Origin of the sequence: Xanthomonas sp. LMG 12461 (assembly GCF_009192935.1) — a bacterium.
GTDB lineage: Bacteria > Pseudomonadota > Gammaproteobacteria > Xanthomonadales > Xanthomonadaceae > Xanthomonas_A > Xanthomonas_A sontii.
In genome coordinates this window covers 71071-95084 of sequence record NZ_NQYT01000061.1, presented here as the reverse complement: position 1 = coordinate 95084, position 24014 = coordinate 71071, and the positions used below count along the sequence as shown (strand labels likewise).

19 protein-coding genes are annotated in these 24014 nt (G+C 69.6%); 13 read left to right on the top strand and 6 right to left on the bottom strand.

The window, feature by feature from the left end:
- Positions 1 to 156 precede the first annotated feature (156 nt).
- Positions 157 to 801, bottom strand: coding sequence for a hypothetical protein (locus CEK68_RS16055; RefSeq protein WP_017909856.1), 645 nt, complete (start codon positions 799 to 801; stop codon positions 157 to 159).
- Between the two features lie 153 nt (positions 802 to 954).
- Positions 955 to 3381, bottom strand: a complete 2427-nt coding sequence (locus CEK68_RS16050; RefSeq protein ID WP_148830004.1) for a penicillin-binding protein 1A — start codon at positions 3379 to 3381, stop codon at positions 955 to 957.
- A 218-nt stretch (positions 3382 to 3599) separates the two neighbouring features.
- Between CEK68_RS16050 and CEK68_RS16045 the strand changes: the two genes are divergently transcribed.
- From CEK68_RS16045 to CEK68_RS15995, 11 genes are all read left to right on the top strand, one after another.
- On the top strand, positions 3600 to 4658 hold the full coding sequence (locus CEK68_RS16045; protein ID WP_017908825.1) for a pilus assembly protein PilM: 1059 nt from the start codon (positions 3600 to 3602) through the stop codon (positions 4656 to 4658).
- Entirely contained in the window at positions 4658 to 5449 is a 792-nt protein-coding gene (locus CEK68_RS16040) for a PilN domain-containing protein (protein ID WP_152239987.1), read from the top strand. Before CEK68_RS16045 ends, CEK68_RS16040 begins: the two co-directional genes overlap by 1 nt.
- Positions 5446 to 6120 (top strand): type 4a pilus biogenesis protein PilO, encoded by a 675-nt coding sequence (locus CEK68_RS16035; RefSeq protein ID WP_017914107.1) that lies wholly within the window; start codon positions 5446 to 5448, stop codon positions 6118 to 6120. Before CEK68_RS16040 ends, CEK68_RS16035 begins: the two co-directional genes overlap by 4 nt.
- A complete protein-coding gene (locus CEK68_RS16030) occupies positions 6117 to 6656 on the top strand; it encodes a pilus assembly protein PilP (RefSeq protein WP_026143551.1) in 540 nt (179 codons plus the stop codon). The genes CEK68_RS16035 and CEK68_RS16030 overlap by 4 nt, the downstream gene beginning before the upstream one ends.
- A 20-nt stretch (positions 6657 to 6676) precedes the next feature.
- Positions 6677 to 8572 carry a type IV pilus secretin PilQ family protein gene (locus CEK68_RS16025; RefSeq protein WP_152239986.1) on the top strand — a complete coding sequence of 632 codons (1896 nt, stop codon included), beginning with the start codon at positions 6677 to 6679 and terminating at the stop codon, positions 8570 to 8572.
- A gap of 153 nt (positions 8573 to 8725) precedes the next feature.
- Positions 8726 to 9745, top strand: a complete 1020-nt coding sequence (locus CEK68_RS16020; protein ID WP_017914104.1) for a MoxR family ATPase — start codon at positions 8726 to 8728, stop codon at positions 9743 to 9745.
- A 58-nt stretch (positions 9746 to 9803) separates the two neighbouring features.
- Entirely contained in the window at positions 9804 to 10742 is a 939-nt protein-coding gene (locus tag CEK68_RS16015; protein WP_152239985.1) for a DUF58 domain-containing protein, read from the top strand.
- Entirely contained in the window at positions 10739 to 11206 is a 468-nt protein-coding gene (locus CEK68_RS16010; protein ID WP_152239984.1) for a DUF4381 family protein, read from the top strand. Before CEK68_RS16015 ends, CEK68_RS16010 begins: the two co-directional genes overlap by 4 nt.
- The gene (locus tag CEK68_RS16005; protein WP_017917350.1) at positions 11203 to 12225 is read left to right on the top strand and encodes a VWA domain-containing protein; all 1023 of its coding nucleotides are present in this window, start codon (positions 11203 to 11205) and stop codon (positions 12223 to 12225) included. Before CEK68_RS16010 ends, CEK68_RS16005 begins: the two co-directional genes overlap by 4 nt.
- Positions 12222 to 14084 carry a VWA domain-containing protein gene (locus CEK68_RS16000; protein ID WP_152239983.1) on the top strand — a complete coding sequence of 621 codons (1863 nt, stop codon included), beginning with the start codon at positions 12222 to 12224 and terminating at the stop codon, positions 14082 to 14084. The genes CEK68_RS16005 and CEK68_RS16000 overlap by 4 nt, the downstream gene beginning before the upstream one ends.
- Positions 14085 to 14131: 47 nt before the next feature.
- Positions 14132 to 15838, top strand: coding sequence for a BatD family protein (locus CEK68_RS15995; RefSeq protein WP_193314227.1), 1707 nt, complete (start codon positions 14132 to 14134; stop codon positions 15836 to 15838).
- A 93-nt stretch (positions 15839 to 15931) separates the two neighbouring features.
- On the opposite strand, the gene fos is transcribed toward CEK68_RS15995, so the two are convergent.
- On the bottom strand, positions 15932 to 16339 hold the full coding sequence (fos, locus tag CEK68_RS15990; protein ID WP_017917353.1) for a fosfomycin resistance glutathione transferase: 408 nt from the start codon (positions 16337 to 16339) through the stop codon (positions 15932 to 15934).
- 171 nt (positions 16340 to 16510) lie between these two features.
- Here fos and CEK68_RS15985 point away from each other — a divergent pair, with 171 nt between their 5' ends.
- Both CEK68_RS15985 and tkt read left to right on the top strand, forming a co-directional pair.
- Positions 16511 to 17821: a dicarboxylate/amino acid:cation symporter gene (locus tag CEK68_RS15985; RefSeq protein ID WP_152239981.1), complete on the top strand. Its 1311-nt coding sequence runs from the start codon at positions 16511 to 16513 to the stop codon at positions 17819 to 17821.
- A 211-nt stretch (positions 17822 to 18032) separates the two neighbouring features.
- Complete coding sequence (gene tkt / locus CEK68_RS15980) at positions 18033 to 20033, top strand: transketolase (RefSeq protein ID WP_152239980.1); 2001 nt, start codon at positions 18033 to 18035, stop codon at positions 20031 to 20033.
- Between the two features lie 132 nt (positions 20034 to 20165).
- On the opposite strand, the gene CEK68_RS15975 is transcribed toward tkt, so the two are convergent.
- Genes CEK68_RS15975 through CEK68_RS15965 form a run of 3 tightly spaced genes read right to left on the bottom strand, consistent with a single transcriptional unit; the run spans position 20166 to position 24005 of the window.
- Positions 20166 to 20912 (bottom strand): DUF2894 domain-containing protein, encoded by a 747-nt coding sequence (locus CEK68_RS15975; RefSeq protein ID WP_152236133.1) that lies wholly within the window; start codon positions 20910 to 20912, stop codon positions 20166 to 20168.
- A complete protein-coding gene (locus CEK68_RS15970) occupies positions 20902 to 21552 on the bottom strand; it encodes an OmpA family protein (protein WP_152236134.1) in 651 nt (216 codons plus the stop codon). The genes CEK68_RS15975 and CEK68_RS15970 overlap by 11 nt, the downstream gene beginning before the upstream one ends.
- Positions 21549 to 24005, bottom strand: a complete 2457-nt coding sequence (locus CEK68_RS15965) for a DUF802 domain-containing protein (protein ID WP_152239979.1) — start codon at positions 24003 to 24005, stop codon at positions 21549 to 21551. The genes CEK68_RS15970 and CEK68_RS15965 overlap by 4 nt, the downstream gene beginning before the upstream one ends.
- Positions 24006 to 24014 lie beyond the last annotated feature (9 nt).

Genomic DNA, 24014 nt, shown 5'->3' with positions numbered 1-24014 from the left:
TCTCCCGAACGCCCCGCCTCGCGGGGCGTTTTTCGTTTGTGGCGGGGTCGAAGCGGGGAGGCAGATTGGTAGTAGCCTGTCGTGCCCACTGCAGGCCGCGACGCGGGGCGCCAGCCAGCTGTGCGGCGCCCGCGGCATCCTGGCGCGGCGGTCCGCTCAGCCGGACTGGTAGTCGGCGATGTCCTGCTCGGTCAGCAGCTGCCGCAGTTGCGGCATCGAGGCGCGCCGCATCGGTTTTTCGTCCACCTGCGACAGCGGCGCCTGGCGCAGCGCGTCGTAGGGCAGCACGGTCAGGTCGAAGGTCAGCTCCTCGGCGGTGAACAGCCACACCGGGAAGTCCTCGCTGCGCTCGCGGTCCAGGCGCAGGCGGCGGCTGCGCAGTTCGGCCGGGATCCGGTGTTCTTCGAGAAAACGTGCCACCGCCTCGGTGTCGTCGCTGTGCAGGTGCAACTGCACCGGACTGTTGGCGTCGGCGGTACCGTCGTGCACCGGTCCGGCCAGGCGTGGCGCGAAGGCGTGCAGGAAGTCCATCGCGCGCAGCGCCGCCTCGCGGCGCCGGCGCAGTTCGCCGGCATGGTCGGGGCCGGCGAACAGCCGCTGGTACTCGCGCAGGGCGTCCTCGATCTCGCTGTTGCGCGGCAGCGAGGCGTCGTCGTGGATGCCGAGCCGGTCGGCGGCCTTGAGCTTGGCCTGGTGGAAATCGCGGATGCCGCCTTCGGCCATCAGCCGAGCGGCTTCATGCGCCAGCCGGCGGCGGCGTTCGTGCGTGCGGGTCCGGGCGTGTTGCCGAGCGTGGTGCATGGTGCGCCTCCCCTCAAAGCCTGCCCCGACTGTACCGCAGCCTTGCGAAATTCGGGTGTAGCAGCTGTCCCTGCCTGAGGCGGCGTCCGCCGGGCGAGGCACGCCCGGCGGGAACTGCCCCGGCGAGCGCCGGGGCGGGGGAACGCGACGCGATCAGAAGATGTCGAATGCCGCGTCGTCGGTCTTCTGGTCCTGCAGGCTTTCGTCGAACTGCTGGATGCGGTCCATGTCCTCGGTCTTGACCCATTCCGTGGCGCCGTTGAGGCTGACCTGGACCATGCCGCCCGGCGGATCGTTGCGGGCGATCGGCTGATCCTTCAGCGCGACCCGCATGTAGTCGATCCAGATCGGCAGCGCCGCCTTGCCGCCGTATTCGCGGTAGCCGAGCGAGCGGTAGTCGTCGCGACCGACCCACACGGTGGTCACGTACGGGCCGCCGAAGCCGGAGAACCAGGCGTCGCGATGGTCGTTGGTGGAGCCGGTCTTGCCGCCCACGTCCTCGCGGCCGAGCACCTTGGCGGCGGTGCCGGTGCCGCGCTGGACAACGTCGCGCATCATCGACACCAATTGATAGGCGGTGCGCTCGTCGATCGCGCGCGGCGCCACCTTGGCCTCGGGGTCGGCGGGCTTCTCGGCGGCAGCCGCCGTGGCCGCGGGCTCCGCAGGCTTGGCCGCCGGCGGCGGCGTGGCCGCGCCGAAGTTGAAGCCGTCCACCACCTGGCTGACCGGTGCGGCGTTGCCGCCGACGCTGCCGCAACTGCGGCAGGCGGTCAGCGGATGTTCCTGGAACAGGACATTGCCGTCGCGGTCGGTGACCTTGTCGATGATCCAGGTGTTGACCAGCGAGCCGCCGTTGGCGAACACGGTGTACCCGCGCGCCACCGACAGCGGGGTCAGCGAGGCGGTGCCCAGCGACATCGACAGGTTCGGCGGCAACTCGGCTTCCTGGAAGCCGAACTGGCTGATGTACTTGCGCGCGAAGTCCACGCCGATGGCGTCCAGCAGGCGCACCGAGACCAGGTTGCGCGACTGCACCAGCGCCTCGCGCAGGCGCATCGGGCCGCGGAAGCCGCCGCCGTCGTTCTGCGGCGACCAGGTCTTGCCGCGGCGGTCGCGGAACACCACCGGTGCGTCGAGCACGATCGAGGCCGGGTTGAAGCCCTTCTCGAACGAGGCCGCGTACAGGAACGGCTTGAAGCTGGAGCCTGGCTGGCGGCGCGCCTGGGTGGCGCGGTTGAACTTGTTGCCGGCGTAGCTGAAGCCGCCGACCATGGCGCGCAGCGCGCCGTTGTTGGCGTCCAGCGACACCAGCGCGGCCTGGCCGCGCGGGATCTGGGTGATCTCCCATTCGCCCGGCTTGTCGCCTTCCTGGATGCGCACCAGGTCGCCGCGCTTGAGCAGGGTGGCGGGGCTGCGCCCGGTCCAGCGGCTGGCGGCCACCGGCAGCACCAGCTCGGTCTTGTTGGCGAGCACCACGGTGGCGCTGCCGTCGCTGCCGGTGCCGGCGACGATGCTGGGCAGCATCCCGCCTTGCGCGTAGACGCCGCTCAGATGGCTGGCCAGCGCCGCCGCATCGGCGGTGGCCGGGACGTCGAAATGCTTTTCCACTCCATGCCAGCCGTGGCGGCGATCGTAGACGACCAGGCCCTGGCGCACGGCATGGTTGGCGGCGGCCTGCAGGGTCGCATCGATGCTGGTGTAGACGTGGTAGCCCTTGTCCAGCACGTCGCCGCCGAAGCGCGCGATCATTTCCTGGCGCACCAGCTCGGCCACGTACGGGGCCTCGACCTCGACCGGGCGCTCGTGCGGCGCGGCGTGCATCGGCACCGCCTTGGCCGCCTCGGCCTCGGCCGGGGTGATGAAGCCCAGCGCGGCCATGCGGCTGAGCACATAGTTGTCGCGGCGCTGCTTGGCGCGCTCGGGGTTGCTGATCGGGTTGCCGCTGGAGGGGAACTTGGGGATGCCGGCCAGCGAGGCCATCTCGTCCAGGCTCAGCTCGTTGAGCTTCTTGCCGTAGTAGTACTCGGCGGCGGCGGCGACGCCGTAGGCGCGGTTGCCGAAGAAGCTCTTGTTGAGATACAGCTCGAAGATCTCGTCCTTGGTCAGTTCGGCCTCGATCTTGCGCGCCAGCAGGATCTCCGCCAGCTTGCGGGTATAGCTGTATTCCGAGCTCAGGAAGAACTGGCGGGCCACCTGCTGGGTGATGGTGGAGCCGCCCGGCACGCGCTTGTCGTTGGTGGTGGCCAGCAGCCACACCGCGCGGGCGATGCCCTTGTAGTCGACCCCGCCATGCTCGTAGAACCGGGCGTCCTCGGTGGCCAGGAAGGCCTGCTTCAGCCGCTCCGGCACGTCTTTCATGGTGATGGGGTAGCGCCGGGTCTCGCCGAACAGCGCCATCAGCTTGCCGTCGCTGGAGTAGACGTACATCGGCTCCTGCAGTTCGACCTTGCGCAGGGTCTGCACGTCCGGGAGCTTGGAGGAGACGACGTAGTACAGCCCGCCTGCCACGGCGGCGCCGACCAGGCCAAGGAGGACGAACAAGACCAGCGCCCAGCGCAGCCAACGACGAAAACGGGGCATCGCGAGAGATTCCGATTGCAGATTTCTTGGGCGCAGAGTATAGAGTACGCCGGGGAACGGCTGGGGCCGGTTCCGGGGATGCGACGGGTTTGCTGCCGCAGGTCATGCCGTGACACGGATCGCGACATGCAACCGGGCGGTTGCCAATTGCAAAAAATTTGTTATTAATGCGCTGGCGCAACATTGGCGTCCAAGTGCCCGCCGGCAGGGGAAAATCCGTGGGGCTTATCCCAAAGAGTCAGCAGCCGCTGATCGGCATCGACATCAGCTCGACCGCGGTCAAGCTGCTGCAGCTTTCGCGTAACGGCAACCGGTTCCGGGTCGAGCATTACGCCGTCGAACCCTTGCCGCCCAATGCCGTGGTCGAAAAGAACATCGTCGAGGTCGAGGCGGTGGGCGAGGCGATCCGCCGCGCCGTGACCCGGTCCGGCACCCGCGCCAAGCATGCCGCGGCCGCCGTGGCCGGTTCGGCGGTGATCACCAAGGTGATCCCGATGCCGGCCGAGCTGGACGAGAGCGAGCTGGAAGCCCAGGTCGAGCTGGAGGCGGTGAACTACATCCCGTACCCGATCGACGAAGTGAACCTGGATTTCGAAGTGCTGGGCGTCATCCCCAACAACCCCGAGATGGTGCAGGTGCTGCTGGCCGCCTCGCGCTCGGAGAACGTGGAACTGCGCCAGTCGGCCCTGGAGCTGGGCGGGCTGGTGGCCAAGGTGATGGACGTGGAGGCCTTCGCGGTCGAGAACGCCTTCGCGCTGGTGGCCAGCGAGCTGCCGGTGGCCGCCGACGGCATCGTCGCCCTGGTCGACATCGGCGCCACCATGACCACCCTCAACGTCCTGCGTGGCGGGCGCAGCCTGTACAGCCGCGAGCAGGTGTTCGGCGGCAAGCAACTGACCGACGAAGTGATGCGCCGCTACGGCCTGACCTACGAAGAAGCCGGCATGGCCAAGCGCCAGGGCGGGCTGCCGGAAAGCTACGAGGTCGAGGTGCTGGAGCCGTTCAAGGAAGCCACGGTGCAGCAGATCAGCCGCCTGCTGCAGTTCTTCTATGCCGGCAGCGAATTCAACCGCGTCGACCATATCGTGCTGGCCGGCGGCTGCGCCGCCCTGGCCGGATTGCCGGAGATGGTGGAGGAGCAACTGGGCGTGGCCACGGTGGTCGCCAACCCGTTGGCGCAGATGACCCTGGGGCCGAAGGTGCAGGCGCATGCGCTGGCCCAGGACGCGCCGGCGCTGATGATCGCCACCGGCCTGGCGCTGAGGAGCTTCGACTGATGGCGAAGATCAATCTGCTGCCCTGGCGGGCGGAACGGCGCAAGCAGCGCGAACGCGAGTTCTATTCGATGCTTGGCCTGGCCGCGTTCGCCGGGGTGCTGCTGGCGGGGCTGATCTGGTTCTACTACGACCTGCAGATCAGCGGCCAGAACGAGCGTAACGCGTATCTGCAGGCCGAGATCGAGAAGGTCCAGGCGCAGAACAAGGAAATCGACACCCTCGACGAGAAGAAGCGCCGCCTGCTGGCGCGCAAGCAGGTGATCGAGGAACTGCAGGCCAAGCGTTCGCAGATGGTGCACCTGTTCGACTCGCTGGTGCGGACCATTCCCGACGGCGTGGTGCTGACCTCGGTGAAGCAGGAAGGCGACATGCTGACCCTGGAGGGCCGCTCGCAGTCCAACGCGCGGGTCAGTACCTACATGCGCAACCTCGAGGGCTCGGGCTGGATGACCAATCCGGAGCTGACGGTGATCGAGGCCAAGGCCCAGGAGAAGGAAGCCAAGGGTCCGATCGTCGATACCAAGGCGCTGCCGTACGTGTTCACGCTGCGGGTCAAGCTGCCAGTGCCGGGCGAGAGCGCCGATCCGGCCGCCGCCGGGACGGCACCTGCGGGTTCCGCTGCGCCCGGAACTCCTGGCGCAGCCCCCGCGGGCGGCTCGCCTGGCACGCCGCCGGCGCAGGCTCCGGGCGCTCCTGCGCCTGCACCTGCCGCGGGTAGTCCTGCCGCACCGGCGCCGGCCACCGCGCCGGCACCCGCCGCCACGCCAGCGAAACAGGGACCGGCGTCATGAGCAAGAAATTCAACATCAAAGAGCTGGATTTCAACAACATCGGCAATTGGCCGCAGCAGGCCAAGATCGTGTTCTGCGTGCTGGTGACCCTGTTCATCCTGACCCTGTCCTGGTTCCTGCTGATCAGCAGCAAGAGCGACGAGTTGCAGGCGCTGGAGCAGAAGGAAACCGAACTGCGCGCCTCCTTCGAGAAGGAGCAGAGCCGTGCGGTGAACCTGCAGCCGCTGAAGCAGCAACTGGTGCAGATGGAGCAGGTGCTGCAGCAGATGCTGCGGCAGCTGCCGAGCAAGACCGAGATGCCCGACCTGATCATCGACATCTCGCAGACCGCGCTGTCCAGCGGCCTGACCAACGAGTTGTTCCAGCCGGGCCCGGAGTCGCCGAAGGAGTTTTACGCGGAGAAGCCGATCGCCCTGCGCATGGTCGGCAGCTACCACCAGTTCGGCGCCTTCGTCAGTGGCGTGGCCTCGCTGCCGCGGGTGGTGATCCTGACCATGCACGACATCAACCTGAAGCCGCGCGACAAGAGCAACGGCATCACCGCGCGCGGCGAACTGGAGCTGTCCGGTACGGTCAAGACCTATCGCTACCTGGACGACAAGGAAATGGCCGACCAGGAACAGGCCGCGGCGGCCGCGAAGAAGGCCGGAAAGCAAGGCGGTGGCGCATGAGCCGGCAGCATCGGGTGGTCAGGATTCTCGTTGCGGGCGCGCTGGCGCTGGTGCTTGGCGCTTGCGGCCGCACCATCACCAGCACGCCGGGCGATGCGCCGAATCTGGAGAACTGGGTGAAGGAAGTGCGCGCGCGACCGGCGCAGCCGCTGGAGCCGTTGCCGGTGATGCAGCAGTTCGAAACCTTCGAGTATGCGGCGCAGGGCCTGCGCGATCCGTTCAGCGATGCCTGGGCCAGTCCCGACGGCAGCAGCGGCCTGCGCCCGGATCCGAACCGTCGCAAGGAACCGCTGGAACAGTTCCCGCTGGACAGCCTCAACATGGTCGGCACGCTGGGCAGCGGCGCGGGCCAGGTGGCGCTGGTGATGGCGCCGGACAAGGTGACCTACCGCGTGCGTCCGGGCGTGTACATGGGGCAGAGCGATGGCCGCGTGACCGGGGTGCACGAGGATCGCATCGATTTGATTGAACTGGTGCCGGATGGCGCCGGCGGCTGGCTGGAACGTCCCGCCTCCGTCGCGCTGGACGATCAATGATTGATTATGGGGATAGCACGATGACTTTTTCCAAAGCCCTGAGCCTGCGCCCCATCCGGCGCCACGCGACGATGCGGCTATGCGCGTTGGGGTTGGCGGCGATGCTCGGGAATGCGGTCGTCGCCAGCGCGGCGCCGCCCGCCGCGCCTGTTGCCGCGTCTCCCGCACCTGCGGCGGCGCCGGCCAAGCTCACGGTGTCGAAGATCGACTTCAAGCGCGGCGACGGCGGTGCGGGGCGGCTGATCCTGTCCTTCAGCGGCACCGGCGCCAGCCCGGACCTGCGCACCCAGGGCAACAGCGTGGTGGTCGATGTCGGCAACGCCACGCTGCCGCCGGAGTTGCAGCGTCCGCTCAACGTCACCGACTTCGCCACGCCGGTGCAGCGCATCGATGCCAAGCCCTATGCGGGCGGCGCCGAGCTGGTGTTGAACACCAATGGCGCGTTCGAATCGCTGGCCTATCAGTCGGGCAACGAGTACGTGGTCGAGATCACTCCGCGCGCCGCCGCGCCGGCGGTGGGTGCGGTCACCGCGACCACGGTCAGCCAGGCCGCCGCGCAGGTGGCGGCCCGCGGCTACAGCGGCAAGCCGGTAACCTTCAACTTCCAGGACGTGCCGGTGCGCACGGTGCTGCAGTTGATCGCCGAGGAGTCCAATCTCAATATCGTCGCCTCCGACACTGTGCAGGGCAGCGTCACCCTGCGCCTGGTCAATGTGCCCTGGGACCAGGCGCTGGACATCGTGCTGCGCGCCAAGGGCCTGGACAAGCGCCGCGACGGCAAGGTGATCTGGGTCGCGCCGCAGCAGGAGTTGGCCAAGTTCGAGCAGGACAAGGAAGACGCGCGCATCGCGATCGAGAACCGCGAGGACCTGATCACCGACTACGTGCAGATCAACTATCACAGCGCCACGGCGATCTTCAAAGCGCTGACCGAGGCCAAGGGCATCGGCGGCAGCGGTGGTGGTGGCGGCGGAAGTGGTGGTGGCAGCGGCAACAGCCAGAACGACAATGGCTTCCTGTCGCCGCGCGGGCGTCTGGTCGCCGACGAGCGCACCAACACGCTGATGATCAGCGACATCCCGAAGAAGGTCGCGCAGATGCGCGAGCTGATCAATGTGATCGACCGCCCGGTCGACCAGGTGCTGATCGAAGGCCGCATCGTCATCGCCACCGATACCTTCGCACGCGATCTGGGTGCCAAGTTCGGTGTCGGCGCGACGCGCACCTATGGGGACAATGTCGCTACGGTCGGAAGTAACGCGGCTGGCGGTGGCGTCAATACGCGTGGTCTCAACGTCGATCTGAGCGGTCCGACCTTCACCAGCGCGCAGACCCTACCCAGTCTTGCCTACACCCTGCTCGGCAAGAACTTCAATCTGGACCTGCAGCTGTCGGCATTGCAGGAAGAAGGGCGGGGCGAAGTCATTTCCAATCCGCGCATCGTGACCTCCAACCAGCGCGAGGCCGTGATTCGGCAAGGTAAGGAAATCGGCTATGTCACCATTACCGGTGGAACCGCCGGAACTGCGGCGACGCCCAACGTACAGTTCAAGGAAGTGCTGCTGGAGCTGAAGGTCACCCCGACCATCACCGACGATAATCGTGTGTTCTTGAACATGAACGTCAAGAAGGACGAAGTCGAACGCTACGTGGTCTTGCAGAACTACGGCACCGTACCGGAAATCAACCGCCGCGAGATCAATACGGCGGTGCTGGTCGACGATGGGCAGACGGTGGTGATCGGCGGTGTCTACGAGTTCAACGACCGCAGCAGCATCTCCAAGGTGCCGTTCCTGGGCGACGTGCCGTTCCTGGGCAATCTGTTCAAGAAGCGTGGCCGCAACAAGACCAAGGCCGAATTGCTGATTTTCGTGACCCCGAAGGTGATGCACGTGGCCAAGCGTCCGCCGGCCTAAATGCCGCGGACAAGGCGGGAAACCTTCGACGGGAGAGGCGCAAGCCTCTCCCGTCGGCGTTTAGTCCCATCGATGAGGAAATCCTGAATTCGCAGCACGCGGCCTCTGCCGCGCGCGGAACCATTTTCACCGGCGATCGGTCAGACTGCACAAATGAACACTCCATCCCCGACCCTCGATTCCCCGCCGGCCGCGCCCGAGCAGCAGCGCCTGCACGCCGCGTTCGTCGCCCTGCGCGACGGCCTGTCCCAGACCATCGTCGGCCAGTCGGCGCTGGTGGAGCGCCTGCTGATCGCGCTGCTCGCCGATGGCCATCTGCTGGTCGAAGGCGCGCCCGGCCTGGCCAAGACCACCGCGATCCGCGCCCTGGCCTCGCGCCTGGAAGCGGATTTCGCCCGCGTCCAGTTCACCCCCGACCTGCTCCCGGCCGACCTTACCGGCACCGAGGTGTGGCGCCCGCAGGAGAGTCGCTTCGAGTTCCTGCCTGGGCCGATCTTCCATCCGATCCTGCTCGCCGACGAAATCAACCGTGCGCCGGCCAAGGTTCAATCGGCCCTGCTCGAGGCGATGGGCGAGCGCCAGGTCACCGTCGGCCGGCATACCTATGCGCTGCCGAAGCTGTTCCTGGTGATGGCGACGCAGAATCCGATCGAGCAGGAAGGCACCTTCCCGCTGCCGGAGGCGCAGTTGGACCGCTTCCTGATGCATGTGCGGATCGGCTACCCGGAAGCGGCCGCGGAGGCGGAGATCCTGCGCCTGGCGCGTGAGCGCGCCCGCGAGACGCTGGAGGCCGGCGAGGCGCCGCCGCCGCGCATGCCGTTGGAAGACGTGTTCGCGGCGCGCCGCGCGGTGCTGGCGCTGCACATGGCACCGCCGCTGGAGCGCTATCTGATCGAATTGGTGCTGGCCTCGCGCGATGCCAGCGGCTACGACGCCGCGTTGGCGCGGCGCATCGCCTGGGGCGCGAGTCCGCGCGGTTCGATCGCATTGGAGCGGTGCGCCCGCGCCCGCGCCTGGCTGGCCGGGCGCGATTTCGTCACGCCCGACGACGTGCGCGCGGTCGCCGCCGATGTGCTGCGCCACCGCGTGCTGCCCAGCTACGAAGCGACCGCCGAGGGCTGGGATGGCGATCGTCTGGTCGCGGCGCTGCTGGACAAGGTGCCGCCGCCGTGAGCGGACGCCGCCAAGTACGGCTGTTGCCCGCCGCCCGCCTCCGCGCGGAGTAACGACGATGGCACCGCAGCCGACCGCGCCGGGCACGCCGCACGCTGCCGCGCCGGCCGAGGCGGGGATCCGTCCCAGCCTGGCCGAGCTGATGGCCTTGCGCGCCGCGGTCGCACGCATGCCGCCGCCGCGCCGAGGCCGCCATGGCCTCAGTGGCGCCGCCCCGTCGCCGATGCGCGGGCGCGGCATGGAGTACGCCGAGTCGCGCGAGTACGTGGCCGGCGACGACGTGCGGCACATCGACTGGCGGCTGACTGCGCGCAGCGGCCGCACCCACACCAAATTGTTCCAGGCCGAGCGCGAACGGCTCAGTCTGATCGTCGCCGACACCGCGCCGTCGCTGTACTTCGGCACGCGCGTGCGCTTCAAGTCGGTGCAGGCGGCGCGTGCCGGGGCGGTGGCGGCGTGGGCGGCGCAGCGGCAGGGCGATCGGCTGGCCGCCTTGCGCGGCAGCCGCAGCGAAGCGCCGGTGCCGCCCGCCGCCGGGCCGCGCGGCGTGCTGCGCGTGCTCGATGCACTGGCGCGCTGGTATGCGCAGCCGCCGCAGGACGATGCCGGCCTGAGCATGGCGCTGGATCACGCGGCCAAGCTGCTGCGCCCGGGATCGCGCCTGACCGTGCTGGCCGATCCGGCCAGTGCGCAGGCCGTGCCCGCCGCGCGCTGGGCCGGGCTGGCGCTGCACAACGAAGTGGAGTTGCTGCTGCTCGCCGATCCGCTGGAAGTGCATCCGCCACGCGCCGCGCTGCCGTTCTGGGCAAGCGGCCGCCGCGTGGAAGTGGATCTGCTGGCAGGCACCGCGCAACAGCGCTGGCGCGCGCAATTCGTGCAGCCGTTGGAAACCCTGGCGGCGGAACTGCCGGGCCGCGGCGTGCAGGTGCGGGTGTTGCTGAGCGACGCACCCAGCGAGTCGTGGTTGCTGCCGGTGCAACGGGGGGCGTCGGCATGAGCCCGCAGCAATTGCCCCTGCGCGATGTGCATCTGCCGCCGGCACCGGCCTGGTGGCCGCCCGCACCGGGCTGGTGGATGCTGGCGGCGGTGCTGCTGCTGGCGCTCGGCGTGGCACTGTTGGTATGGATGCGCCGGCGCCGGCGCGAGCAGCGCTGGCAGCGTCAGTTCGATGCGGCGACGCGTACGGGCGAACCGCCGGCGCAGGTGGCCGCGGTCTCGGAGCTGCTGCGGCGCGCGGCGCAACGCCGCGATCCGGCCGCTGCGGCGCTGCAGGGCGAAGACTGGTTGCGGTTCCTTGATGGCGGCGACAAACACCAGGCGTTCTCCGCCGGCCCCGGCCGCGTGTTGCTCGACGGTGGCTACCGCCCCAGCCTCGACCCGGCGCTGGTGCAGGCATTGCTGCCGCTGGCGCGGCGCCGCTTCCTGGCGTTGATGACGGCGCGGCGTGGAGGACGGCGATGAGCCTGTTGTCGTCGTCGTGGCAGAGCCTCAGCGACTTGCTGGCCGGCTTCGCCTGGCCGTGGATGTGGCTGGCGATGCCGCTGCCCCTGCTGGCCAATCTGTTGCTGCCGGCACGGCGCGGCAATGCGCCGGCCTTGCGCGTGCCCTATGGCGAGCGCCTGCAGGCCGTGGCCGCCGCGCCGGCGCGCGGCGGGCTGTGGCGCGCCAGCGTGTGGCTGGCGTGGCTGGCCTGGTTCTGCCTGTGCGCGGCGGCGGCGCGGCCGCTGCAACTGGGCGAACCCATCGCGCCACCGCAGCAGGCGCGGCAGCTGATGCTGGCGGTGGATCTGTCCGGCAGCATGAGCGAGCCCGACATGACCCTGGGCGGGCGCGTGGTCGATCGTCTGACCGCGGCCAAGGCGGTGCTGGCCGACTTCCTCGATCGCCGCGATGGCGACCGCATCGGCCTGCTGGTGTTCGGCCAGCAGGCGTATGCGCTGACTCCGTTGACTGCGGATCTGGCCACGGTGCGCGACCAGTTGCGCGACAGCGTGGTCGGCCTGGCCGGGCGCGAGACCGCGCTGGGCGACGCGATCGCGCTGGCGGTCAAGCGCCTGCGCGAGCAGAAGCAGGGCGAGCGCGTGCTGATCGTGCTCACCGACGGCGTCAACACCGCCGGCGTGCTCGACCCGCTGAAGGCCGCCGAACTGGCCAAGGCCGAACACGTGCGTGTGTACACCATCGCCTTCGGTGGCGATGGCGGCATGTCCCTGTTCGGCCTGCCGATCCCCGGCAGCGGCGGCGACGACCAGGTCGACGAGGACACGCTGCGCAAGATCGCGCAGGACACCGGTGGGCGCTTCTTCCGCGCCCGTGATACCGCGGAGCTGGCGTCGATCTACGCCGAACTGGACCGGCTCGAGCCGGTGCGTTCGGCCGGTCCTGCGGTGCGGCCGCGGATCGAGCGCTACGCCTGGCCGCTGGCGGCGGCGCTGGCGCTGGCGTTGCTGTCCTTCATCTGGCCCTGGAGGCGGCAATGACCCGCGCGATGGAGTTCCTCCAGGCATTGCACCTGTTGCGCCCCGAATGGTTGTGGGCGCTGCTGTTGCTGCCGTTGCTCGGCTGGAGCTGGTGGCGCCGGCGGCGGCGCCGCGACATCTGGCGGCGCACGGTGGACCCGCATCTGTTGCCGCATCTGCTCGCGCGTGGCGATGCCAAGGGCAGTGCTGGCCTGTTGCTGGGCGCGCTGGGCTATGCGCTGGCGGTGCTGGCGCTGGCCGGACCGAGCTGGCGCCAGGAACAGCAGCCGCTTTGGCAGGCGCGCACGCCGTTGGTGATCGCGCTGGACCTGTCCGCGCAGATCGACGCGCGCGACCTGCCGCCGTCGCGGCTGCTGCAGGCGCGGGCCAAGCTGGCGCGGCTGCTGCACGAGCGCGCCGGCGGCGAAGTGGCGCTGGTGGCCTACGCTGGCGAGCCGTACACGGTGGCGCCGCTGACCGACGATGCGGCGAACGTGGCCCTGTTCCTCGACGCGCTGTCGCCGCAGGTGATGCCGGTGGCGGGGCAGCGCACCGACCTGGCGATCGATTGGGCGGCGCAGTTGCTGCGCCAGGCCGGCTTCTCCCGCGGCGACATCCTGGTGCTCAGCGACCAGGCCGACGCGCAGGCGCAGCAGGCCGCGGCGCGCGCGGCCAGGCAGGGCTATCACGTGTCCGCGCTGGGGCTGGGCACGGCGCAGGGCGCGGCCTACCGCGACGACCAGGGTCGGCTGTCGCACGCGCAATTGGATGCGGGCGCGCTGCGCGCGCTGGCGGAAGCGGGCGCGGGCCGCTACGCGGCGTTGACGCCAGACGATACGGATCTGCGCGCGCTGGGCGTGCTGCGGCCGCAGGAAGCGGACGCCACGGCGGCCGACGAAAGCCATGGCCGCGTGTGGCTCGATCAAGGCTATTGGTTGCTGCCGCCGCTGATGCTGCTGGCCTTGCTCGCGTTCCGCCGTCGCGGTGGCGCCGCGGTGCTGCTGCTGGTGTTGGCGCCGCTGGCGATGCCGCTACCGGTGCATGCGCAGGCTCAGGCGCCAGCGCCAGCACAGACGCCGACACTCGGTCCTGTCGCAGGCGGGTGGTGGGAACGTGCCGACCAGGTCCGCCAGCAACGGCTCGATGCAGGCGTGCAGGCCTACCGCAAGGGCGATTTCGCCGCCGCGCAACAGCAGTTCGAAGGCATCGACAGCGACGCCGGCTGGTACAACCTCGGCAATGCGCTGGCACGGCAGGGCCGTTACGACGAGGCGATCGACGCCTACGACAAGGCGCTGAAACTGCATCCGCAGATGGCCGATGCGATCGCCAACCGCGCCGCGGTGGAGGCCGCGCGCAAGCGCCAGTCGTCGCAGGACTCCAAGTCCGGCCAGCAGGGCAAGGACGGCAAGCAGCAGAAGAGCGGGCAGTCGCAGAACGGCCAGCAACAGAACGGCCAGCAACAGAACGGTCAACAGCAAAACGGTCAACAGCAGGCGGGTCAGCAGCAGAACGGCGCCCAGCAGAACCCGCAGCAGAAGAACCAGCAGCAAAACGGCCAGCAGCGCGACGGCCAGCAGGGACGCAATGGCGCCAAGGACGCGCGGCAGGCGCCGCCGAAGCCGGGCGATGCACAGGCGCAACAGCAGGCCGATGCGGCGCAGCGCCAGCAGATGCAGCAGGCGATGGCACAGCAGGGCGGCACCGACAAACAGTCCGCCGAGCGCGCCGCTGCCGCCGCGAACGAGACGCCGCAGCAACGCGAGCAGCGCCAGGCGGTCGAGGCGTGGCTACGGCGGGTGCCGGACGATCCGGGCAATCTGCTGCGCGCCAAATTCAGGCTGGAACACGAACGCAGGCAGCGGGAACAAGAGCCATGATCCACTTCAAGCGACTCGGCCAGGGAGCCCGCGCCTGCGTGGTGCTGATGGTGTTGGCCGCGCTGCTGCTGGCGCTGCCGGCGGCTGCCGCCACGCGCGCGTGGCTTGATCGCGACAACGTCGGCGCCGGCGAGGGCGTGACCCTCAACATCGAGACCGACCAGGCGGCGGCCACGCCGGACTACGCGCCGCTGCGCGCGGATTTCGCGCTCAGCAACGAGGTCAAGAGCCGGCAGATGCAGATCGTCAACGGCGCGGTCTCGTCGAAGTCCTTGTTCGGGGTGATGCTGACGCCGCGCAGCACCGGCACGCTGGAGATTCCGTCGCTGCAGGTCGGCAACGAACGCACCGCGCCCTTGCGGCTGGAGGTGGCCGCGGCCAGCGCCGCGGTGCCGGCCACCGCCAATGCCGACGTGCCCGCGCAGGTGGGCAACGCCGACGTCTTCGTGCAGACCGTCGTCGACGACGCGCGGCCCTACGTGCAGCAGAGCGTGGGCGTGGTGGTGCGGCTGTATCTCGGTGTGCCGCTGAGCTCGGGCGAGCTGGACCTGGACGCGCCGGCCGGCGCGTCGCTGCAGCGCGTCGGCGACGACATCCAGAACCGCCGTCAGATCGACGGGCGCATGTACACGGTGGTCGAGCGGCACTACCTGCTGGTGCCCGAGCGCAGCGGCTCGCTGCTGTTGCCGGGCGCGCGTTTCAGCGGCCGCGGCCCCACCGGCTTCTTCGACGACTACTTCGGCCGCGGCGGCGAACTCAATGCGCGCGGTACCGCGCAGACCCTGCAGGTGCGCGCGCAGCCGGCCAATGCGCCGCAGCCGTGGCTGCCGCTGCACGAACTGCGCCTGCGCTACACCGCCACGCCGCAGCGTGCCAAGGCCGGCGAGGCTGCCGACATCGTGGTCGAGGCCACGGCACGCGGCGCGACCCAGGCGCAGTTCCCCGAACTGCCCACGCCCAGTGTCGATGGCGCGCAGGTGTTCGCCGAGCCGCCGCAGGTGCAGGAACGCTTCGTCGACGGCGGGCCGCAAGTGACCGTCACCCGCCGTTACTCGATCGTGCCGCAGGCGGCCGGCCCGTTACTGGTGCGTGGCCTGCGCATGCCGTGGTGGGACGTGGGCGCCGGCGCCGCGCGCGAGGCCAGCCTGCCGGACCTGACCCTGCAGGTGCAGCCCGGACAGGGCGTGCCCGCGCCGGCCCCGGCTCCGGTCAGCCCGGCGGCGCCGACGCTGAGCCTGGTTCCCGCTGACACCGCGGTGGCGCCGACGCATACCCTGCGGGGATGGCTCGCCTCGTCGCCGCTGTGGATGGCGCTGGCCGCGGGCTTTGCGGTGCTGTGGCTGGCGACCCTGGTCTGGGCCTGGCGCCGCTTGCGCCGTGCACGCGGCGTCGCAGCGCTGCCGGGCTCGGCGGCCAACGCTGCGCCGGGTGCGACATCGGCACCCGCGACGGCGCGCGCCGCATTGCCGGAATTGCGCAAGGCCCTGGACAGCGGTGGTCTGGACGAGGTCGCGGCGATCCTGTGCGCGCAGGCCGGCGTCGCCGACCTGGATACGGTGGTGCAGCGTCTGGACGATCCGGCGCAGCGCGACGCGGTGCGACGCATGCAGCACGCACGCTGGGGCGGTGGCGGCGATGTGAGCGGCGCACGCGCCGCGTTGCGCCAGGCGTTCTGGGCTGGGCCGCGCTGGCGCACTACGCCGCGCAAGCAGGACAAGGACGAGTTGCCGCCGCTGTATCCGCGTGATGCGTGAGGCATTGGCGCTTGCGGCCCGCGATTGGTGGGCGCTGTGACGCGGGTGTTTGCCGACGAGGACGCGGTGGTGCCGGACGATGGCGCCGCTTGCTCAGTCGAGGAAGCGCATTCCCGCATACGGCCGCGCGCGACACGAGGCCAGCCGCGAATGCAGGTCGCCGACATGCGCCTCCAGGCGATGCCCATCCGGATCGAGGAAATACAGCGAGTCGCCTTCGCTGCGATTGCGCTGCCACAGCGGCACTGCGTGATCTTGCAGGCGCTGGGCAAAGTCGGCGAAGGCGTCGGTGGCGATGGAGAACGCATAGTGCGTGTAGTCGGCCGACGCGGGGCCGCGCTGCGGGTCCAGCGACAGGCAGAGCCACAGTTCGCCCAGACTCAGGTAGGCGCCGTGGTCCCAGCACGCATGCGCGCGCAGACCGAGGACATGCCGGTAGAACTCCAAGCTGCGCTCCACATCGCGCACGGCCAGCGTGAGGTGGTTGAATCCGGTCAGCATGGGCGGCGTTCGAGATGGTTGATGTGGGCACTTTAGCGTCTGCGCCGTAGGCACGCTGGCCGCCCTATGGCCCTGCTGCGGGGCGCAGGGCGGACACCGGTCATGCGATGACTTGAGAACGGCCAGTGTGGGTTTGTTAAGCTTCACGCTTCTTCTGGCCAGGCGCTGCTCATGACCGATACCCCCGTGAAGGCCGAAACCGGCATGCCGTTGCACTGGAAAATGGCGATCGGCTTCGTCCTCGGGCTGGTGCTGGGCCTGGCGGTGCATCTGAGCGTGGGCGGCGATGCGGCCTGGGTGCAGGCGCTGACCAAGTACCTGACCACGCCGTTCTCCAAGCTGTTCCTCAATCTGATCTTCATGCTGATCGTGCCGCTGCTGTTCTCGGCGCTGGTGATGGGCATTTCGGAGATGGGCGACATCCGCGCGCTCGGCCGGATCGGCTGGAAGACGCTGGGCTACACGGTGGTGCTGTCGGGTGTGGCGGTGCTGCTGGGTCTGGTGCTGGTGAACGTGCTCAAGCCGGGCATCGGCGTGGATCGCGAGTTGGCGCAGCAACTGCTGCAGCAGAACGTGGAGCGCACCGCGCAGATCGTCGACCAGAGCAGGCATCAGCCGCACGGCATGGACATGCTGCTGTCGATCGTGCCCGACAACGTGGTCGAAGCCGCGTCCAGCAATGGCGCGATCCTGTCGCTGATGTTCTTCGCGGTGATGTTCGGCGTGGGCATGGTGCTCAGCGAAGACGCCAAGGTGGCGACGCTGCGGCGCGGCATCGAGGGTGTGTTCGAGATCTCGATGACCTTGATCGGGCTGGTGATCCGCCTGGCGCCGTATGCGGTCGCCTGCTTCATGTTCAACCTGGCGGCATTGTTCGGATTCGAGCTGCTGGTGCGGCTGGGCGCCTACGTGGGCGTGGTGGTGCTGGCGCTGGGCCTGCACATGGTGGTGAGCTACGGCGTGGCGGTGCGCCTGGCCGGGCGCTCGCCGTTGTGGTTCTTCCGCGCCACCCGCGAGGCGACGGTGATGGCGTTTTCCACCGCGTCCAGCAACGCCACGCTGCCGACCGCGCTGCGCGTGGCCGACCAGATGGGGCTGCCGCACAAGGTCTCGCGTTTCGTGCTCACCGTCGGCGCCACCGCCAACCAGAACGGCACCGCGCTGTTCGAGGGCGTGACGGTGATCTTCCTGGCCCAGTTCTTTGGCGTGGAGTTGAGCATCGCGCAGCAGTGCATGGTGATGCTGGTCTGTATTCTCGGCGGCATCGGCACCGCCGGCGTCCCGTCCGGCTCGTTGCCGGTGGTGGCGCTGATCTGCGCGATGGTCGGGGTGGACCCGGTCGGCATCGGCATGATCCTGGGCGTCAACCATTTTCTGGACATGTGCCGTACCGCGCTGAACGTGACCGGCGACCTGGCCCTGACCACGATGGTGGCCAAGGGGGAGGATGGCGGGGATTCGGGAGTCGGGATTCGGGATTGATGAAGGCGGCAGCGTCGCGGCCTGAAGGGCCAGGCATTGGACCAGCTTCAGCCGCGATGGGTGTTTGCTGGCAATGGCCCGTCGCGGCTGAAGCCGCCCCTACGTCATCTCGGGTGTCCAGCCGGTGACGCTACCAATCCCCAATCCCCAATCCCCGCCTGTGGGACAATAGTGGGCCCGACGCCACGCGCCCGCTTCCGACAGATCCCTCATGACGACGCCCACCCGCCGCGAACTCGCCAACGCGATCCGTTTCCTTGCCGCCGATGCGGTCGAGGCCGCCAATTCCGGCCATCCCGGCATGCCGATGGGCATGGCCGACATCGCCGAAGTGCTGTGGAACGACTTCCTCAGCCACAATCCGAACAACCCGCACTGGTTCAACCGCGACCGCTTCGTGCTGTCCAATGGCCACGGTTCGATGCTGCAGTACGCGCTGCTGCACCTGTCCGGCTACGACCTGCCGATCGAGGAGCTCAAGCGCTTCCGTCAGCTGCACAGCAAGACCGCCGGCCACCCGGAGCGCAGCGAGACCCCCGGGGTGGAGACCACCACCGGTCCGCTCGGCCAGGGCTTCGCCAACGCGGTCGGTTTCGCGCTGGCCGAGAAGTTGCTGGCGCAGCGCTACAACCGTCCCGAGCACCAGATCGTCGACCACCGTACCTGGGTGTTCATGGGCGACGGCTGCATGATGGAAGGCGTGTCCCATGAAGCCGCCTCGCTGGCCGGCACCTGGGGCCTGGGCAAGCTGGTGGCGTTCTGGGACAACAACCATATCTCGATCGACGGCAACACCGCCGGCTGGTTCAGCGACAACACCCCGGCGCGGTTCGAGGCCTACGGCTGGCACGTGATCCGCGATGTCGACGGCCAGGATGCCGATGCGGTCAAGGCCGCGATCGAGGCGGCGATCGCCGAGAGCGAGAAGCCGACCCTGATCTGCTGCCGCACCACCATCGGCTTCGGTGCGCCGACCAAGGCCGGCAAGGAATCCTCGCACGGCGCCGCGCTGGGCAAGGAAGAACTGGAAGGCGCGCGCAAGGCGCTGAACTGGCCGTATGCGCCGTTCGAGATCCCGCAGGAAATCTACGACGGCTGGCGCGCCGGCGGTGCCGGTACGTTGCGCCAGGCCGAGTGGGAGCAGGCCTTCGACAAGTACGCCAAGCAGTACCCGGCCGAAGCCGCGGAACTGACCCGCCGCTCGCATGGCGAGCTGCCGGAAGACTTCTTCTCCCAGGCCGACGCCTACATCGCCAAGCAGGCCGCCGAAGGCCAGACCATCGCCTCGCGCAAGGCCTCGCAGATGGCGATCGAGGCGTTCGCGCCGCTGCTGCCGGAACTGGTCGGCGGGTCGGCCGACCTGGCGCATTCCAACCTGACCCTGTGGAAGGCCAGCAAGTCGGTCGCCACGGATGATCCGAACGCCAACTACGTGTACTACGGCGTGCGCGAGTTCGGCATGACCGCCATCGCCAACGGTCTGGCACTGCACGGCGGCTTCATTCCGTTCGACGCCACCTTCCTGGTGTTCAGCGACTACGCACGCAACGGCGTGCGCATGAGCGCGCTGATCCCGGCGCACGCGATCCACGTCTACACCCACGACTCGATCGGCCTGGGCGAGGACGGCCCGACCCATCAGCCGGTGGAGCATCTGGCGTCGCTGCGCTACATCCCCAACAACGACGTGTGGCGCCCCTGCGACACGGTGGAGTCGGCGGTGAGCTGGAAGGCCGCGATCACCCGCAAGGACGGCCCGAGCTGCCTGGTGTTCAGCCGCCAGAACCTGCCGTTCCAGGCTCGCACTGAGGCGCAGATCAAGCTGATCGAGCGCGGCGGTTACGTGCTGGCCGATGCCGAGGGCGGTACGCCCGACGTGATCCTGATCGGTACCGGTTCGGAGGTGGGCCTGGCGGTGGAAGCCAAGCAGGCGCTGGATGCCGCGGGCCTGAAGACCCGCGTGGTGTCGATGCCCTGCACCGACGTGTTCGATCGCCAGGACGCCGCCTACCGCGAGTCGGTGCTGCCGTCGGCGGTGCGCAAGCGCGTGGCGGTGGAAGCCGGGGTCACCGCGTTCTGGCGCGCCTACGTGGGCCTGGACGGCGCCGTGGTCGGCATCGACAGCTTCGGCGCCTCGGCGCCGGCGAACGTGCTGTACAAGCACTTCCAGATCACCGCCGAACACGTGGTGGCGGCGGCGAAGGCGCTGTAAGCCGAGAGCCACGATAGGGGACGAAAAAGGCCGGCGCATGCCGGCCTTTTTCTTGCCTGTGTGGGTGTGTCGGATGAGGAAAGGGACGCTTCTACGACCACGCAATCGGCGCGATGCGCATCGGTGATGCGATCAACCGCGCTTGCGCGGCTTGCTGCGCGGCGTCGCAGGCTTGCCGGCGGCGCTGCCGGATTTCTGCGGCGTCGCCAGTGCGCCCGCCTCCTGCAGTTGCTGCAGCCAGGACAGTGCATCGACGTAGGACAGGAAGTGCTGCAGGTAGCCGGGCGAGAGCGTGCGCATCAGCGCCAATGCGCGATGCACCAGCACGCCGGAGTTGAGCGGGCCGGCGTCGGCGGGGGCCGGTTGCAGCGACTGCCGCAATTGGCTGCGGCTGCGCAGTTCTGTCCACAGCCGGCGCGCGTCTTCGACCGCGGGCAGTTGCGGTGCGGTGAGTCGCGCCGCTGCGGTCGCTGCGGTGGGCAAGGGCGATGGTGCGGGGAGTTCTGTGTCGATGGCATCGGTCGCCGTGGGGGCTTCGTCGTTGGCCTCCAGGTTGGCGCCGTGGTCGTTGCCGGCGCGGATCGCAACCGCCGCGGCGCGGAACTGCGCCAGCAAGGCGCCGAGCGGGCCGGGTTGCATCGCTCGCACTGCGGCCTCGGCATCGCCAGCGCTTTGCGGCGCCGCGTCCAGTGCCGCGGCGTACGCGTCGAGCAACGCGGACAGTTTCTGCTCCAGCAGTTCCCGCGCCTTGCCCTGCTGCGCCTCGGTGCGGCGCGCCAGCGCTTCGAGGAAGCGGAAGCGCAGCGGGTCCAGCCGCTCGGCATGCTCAGCACGCCAGGCGGCGAGGCGATCGGCGGCGGCGATCCGATCAGGGCGCATGCGGTGTCGCTGTGCTCTTGCGCATGCGCGGCAGCGGCGCCATCTCCACGCGGCGGTTGCTGGCGCGTCCGGCCTCGTCCACGTTCGGCGCCACCGGCTGCTGCGCGCCGAAGGCGGCGGCGAAGACTGCATCGGCCGGTACGCCGGCCTCGATCAGCGCGCGGGTCACGGTCAATGCGCGCTCGGCCGACAGTTCCCAGTTGTCGGCGAACTGGCGATTGCTCTCGCGCACCTGGCGATCGTCGGTGAAGCCGCTGACCATCAGGATCTCGTCGCGCGCCTTGAGGTAGCCGGCCAGCGGCGCGGCCAGGCTCTTCAGCAGGTCGCGGCCCTCCGGCTGCAACTGGTCGGAGTTCAGTGCGAACAGCACGTTGCCGCGGATGCCGATGCGGCCGTCGACCAGGGTCACCCGGCCGGCCGCCAGCGGCGCGGCCAGCGCCTGTTCCAGGGTCTTGCGCTGCTGCGCTTCACGCTGGCGCTGGCGCATTTCCGCATCCAGCTTGTTCGACAGCTGCAACTGCACGCCGATCACCCCGATCAGGATCAGCACGAAGGCGCCGAGCAGCACCGACATCAGGTCGCCGAACACCGCCCAGACCGGTGCGCCGTTGTCGGCCTCGAGTTCCAGCTCGTCGCTCATGCCGCGTCGGCCTGGTCGGGCGCCTGGCGCGCGGCGAGCTGACGCAATTCCTCGGTGATCTGCTGCTGCGAGAGCATGCTCAGGTCGATCACCTCACGCGCCTGCGCCACGTAGTAGGCCAGTTGCTCGTCGCTGCGCGTCAGCGACTTGTCCAGCGCCTGCTCGATGCCCTGCAGGCGTTCCAGCAGGGCCATGTTGGATTCGCCGAAGGCCTGCACCGCGCCGGAGAACGCGTCGCCCAGGCTGACCACCTCGGTGACGCCGGCGACGACCTGCGCGGCAGCGTCGTCGAGCTTGCCGGTCTGGGCGTCGATCTGCTCGGTGAAGCGGCTGCCGACGCGCTCCAGTAGATCGGCCGACGTCGCGACCAGGGCGTCCACCGCGCTGCGTTGTTCGGTGGACGCGTGGTTGACCGCTTCCAGCAAGGTCTGCAGCGTGGCCAGCAGGCGGTTGCGCTCGTCGAGCATGGCGGTGTCGCGGACCATGCTGTCGGAGAGTTTCTGGCGCAGTTCCGCGACCACGTCGGCCGCGGCCTTCGGCGCTTCCGAGGCCACCTGCACCAGCCGTTCGATCTCGGCGATGGTGTCGCGCGCCTGTGCCTGGCCTTGCTCGGACATCGCCGCCGCGGTTTCCTGCAGGGTGCTGCAGATCTCCTGCTGGCGCTGTGCGATGCGCTCGCCATGGTGCTCCCACTGTCCGCCGAGGGTCGCGGCCATGCTGGCGAAGCTGTCGGTCCAGGCACGCAGACGCGCCTGGTCGCGCGCTTCCAGTGCCTCCTGCAGGTCGGCATGGGCCTGCTGCAGCGTCTCGGCGAGGGCGGCGGCGCGCTGTTCCAGGCTGGCCGCGGCGGTGTCCAACGCCTGCGCGTTGCGCGTGGCCAGGGCCTCGTTGACCTCGCGTTGCTGCGCCAGCGCCGCGCTCCACGCCTGTTGCACGGCCTCGACGGTGGCGTCCAGGCGGGTCGCCACGGTCTCCAGCGCCTGCGTCGTGTGCGTGGCGAGGGTGTCGTTGATCGCGCGCTGCTGGGCCAGCGCCGCGTCCCAGCCCTGCTGTGCGGCCTCGGCGGTGGCGTCCAGCCGCGTCGCCACGGTGTCCAGTGCCTGTGCGTTGCGTGCGACCAGGGCCGCGTTGGCCTCGCGCTGCTGTTCCAGCGCCGTGCTCCAGGCTTGCTGGGCAGCTTCCGCGGTGGCATCCAGACGGCTGGCCACCGCGTCCAGTGCCTGTGCCTGGCGCGCGGCGAGGCCGTCGTTCGCTTCGCGTTGCTGCGCCATCGCCTCGCTCCAGGCCTGCCTGGCGTCGTCGCTGGCGGCTTGCAGGCGTGCCGCGGTCGCCTCCACCAGCGTGGTGGCACGTTGCTCCAGGCCGTCGCCGGCGCGTTGCAACGCGCTGCCAAGTTCCTGCAGCAGCGCGCCATTGACGCGTTGCTGCTCGGCCAGCGCGCTGTCCCAGCGCTGCGTTGCCTGTTCGGCGGCCTGGGCGAAGCCATTGGTCAGGCCGTCCAGCTGCTGCTGCACCGCCTGGCCGACGCTGTCCTGCAGCGCGGCGGTCTCGCGTGCCACGCCGTCGAGCGTGCGTTGCACCACCGGTTCCAGCGCGTCGCCGAACGCCCGCGCGTGCGCGGCCACGCCGGCCTGCAGGGCGTGTTCGACCGCGCCGGCCAGGCGCGTGTAGGCGGCCTCGGTGCGGCTGTGGAAGGCGTCCTGGCTGCTGGCCAGGCGTTCGCCGCTGACCGCGCTGTGCTGTTCCAGCGCCGCCATCATCGTCTGCATGCGTTCGATCAGGCCGGGCATCAGCGTGGCCTGGGTCTGCAGCAGCTTGAAGGCCTCGTTGCGCTGGTAGGCCAGCGAATGCGTGCGCAGCGCGGTGGCCGCATGCAGGTCCAGGTGCTGTACCACCTGCAGGCGCTCGCGCCGGCACAGCGCGGCGAGCAGGCCGAGCATCGCCGAGGCGGCCACGCCGGCGATGGAGGTGCCGAAGGCGAAGCCCAGGCCCTTCAGCGGCGCCGCCAGCGAGGCGCGGATGGCATTCAGATCGGTGGCGCTGTCCAGCGCCAGGCCGGTGCCGCGCAGCGTCGCCATCATGCCCAGGAAGGTGCCGAGCATGCCCAGCAGCACCAGCAGGCCGACCAGGTACGGGGTCAGCGCCGGCACCGGCAGGGCCGCGCGTTCGCCTTCGATGCGCAGGCGCACCGCGTTGCGCAGGCTCGGGTGCAGCCGTTGCAGCCAGCCGCCCAGATCGCTGCGCGCGGCCTCGGCGTCGCTCAGCGCGGTGTGCAGGGTGGCAGTGGCCTGGCGGTAGCGGTACAGCTCGGCGATGCCGGCCAGGTAGCACAGGCCGATCAGCGCGGCGAAGCTTGTGCCCAGCGGGTTGGAGCCGAGATAGCCGACGCCGATCCAGCAGACCACGGCAAGGCCGGCGAGGAACAGGACGGAATGGAGCAGGGTCTTGGGCATGAGGGTCGA

Excerpts from the sequence above, each read along its gene's own strand:
- CEK68_RS16055 (WP_017909856.1), bottom strand. The coding sequence starts at position 801 with ATGCACCACGCTCGGCAACACGCCCGGACCCGCACGCACGAACGCCGC.
- CEK68_RS16050 (WP_148830004.1), bottom strand. The coding sequence starts at position 3,381 with ATGCCCCGTTTTCGTCGTTGGCTGCGCTGGGCGCTGGTCTTGTTCGTC.
- CEK68_RS16040 (WP_152239987.1), top strand. The coding sequence starts at position 4,658 with ATGGCGAAGATCAATCTGCTGCCCTGGCGGGCGGAACGGCGCAAGCAG.
- CEK68_RS16035 (WP_017914107.1), top strand. The coding sequence starts at position 5,446 with ATGAGCAAGAAATTCAACATCAAAGAGCTGGATTTCAACAACATCGGC.
- CEK68_RS16030 (WP_026143551.1), top strand. The coding sequence starts at position 6,117 with ATGAGCCGGCAGCATCGGGTGGTCAGGATTCTCGTTGCGGGCGCGCTG.
- CEK68_RS16025 (WP_152239986.1), top strand. The coding sequence starts at position 6,677 with ATGACTTTTTCCAAAGCCCTGAGCCTGCGCCCCATCCGGCGCCACGCG.
- CEK68_RS16020 (WP_017914104.1), top strand. The coding sequence starts at position 8,726 with ATGAACACTCCATCCCCGACCCTCGATTCCCCGCCGGCCGCGCCCGAG.
- CEK68_RS16015 (WP_152239985.1), top strand. The coding sequence starts at position 9,804 with ATGGCACCGCAGCCGACCGCGCCGGGCACGCCGCACGCTGCCGCGCCG.
- CEK68_RS16010 (WP_152239984.1), top strand. The coding sequence starts at position 10,739 with ATGAGCCCGCAGCAATTGCCCCTGCGCGATGTGCATCTGCCGCCGGCA.
- CEK68_RS16005 (WP_017917350.1), top strand. The coding sequence starts at position 11,203 with ATGAGCCTGTTGTCGTCGTCGTGGCAGAGCCTCAGCGACTTGCTGGCC.
- CEK68_RS16000 (WP_152239983.1), top strand. The coding sequence starts at position 12,222 with ATGACCCGCGCGATGGAGTTCCTCCAGGCATTGCACCTGTTGCGCCCC.
- CEK68_RS15995 (WP_193314227.1), top strand. The coding sequence starts at position 14,132 with ATGGTGTTGGCCGCGCTGCTGCTGGCGCTGCCGGCGGCTGCCGCCACG.
- fos (WP_017917353.1), bottom strand. The coding sequence starts at position 16,339 with ATGCTGACCGGATTCAACCACCTCACGCTGGCCGTGCGCGATGTGGAG.
- CEK68_RS15985 (WP_152239981.1), top strand. The coding sequence starts at position 16,511 with ATGACCGATACCCCCGTGAAGGCCGAAACCGGCATGCCGTTGCACTGG.
- tkt (WP_152239980.1), top strand. The coding sequence starts at position 18,033 with ATGACGACGCCCACCCGCCGCGAACTCGCCAACGCGATCCGTTTCCTT.
- CEK68_RS15975 (WP_152236133.1), bottom strand. The coding sequence starts at position 20,912 with ATGCGCCCTGATCGGATCGCCGCCGCCGATCGCCTCGCCGCCTGGCGT.
- CEK68_RS15970 (WP_152236134.1), bottom strand. The coding sequence starts at position 21,552 with ATGAGCGACGAGCTGGAACTCGAGGCCGACAACGGCGCACCGGTCTGG.
- CEK68_RS15965 (WP_152239979.1), bottom strand. The coding sequence starts at position 24,005 with ATGCCCAAGACCCTGCTCCATTCCGTCCTGTTCCTCGCCGGCCTTGCC.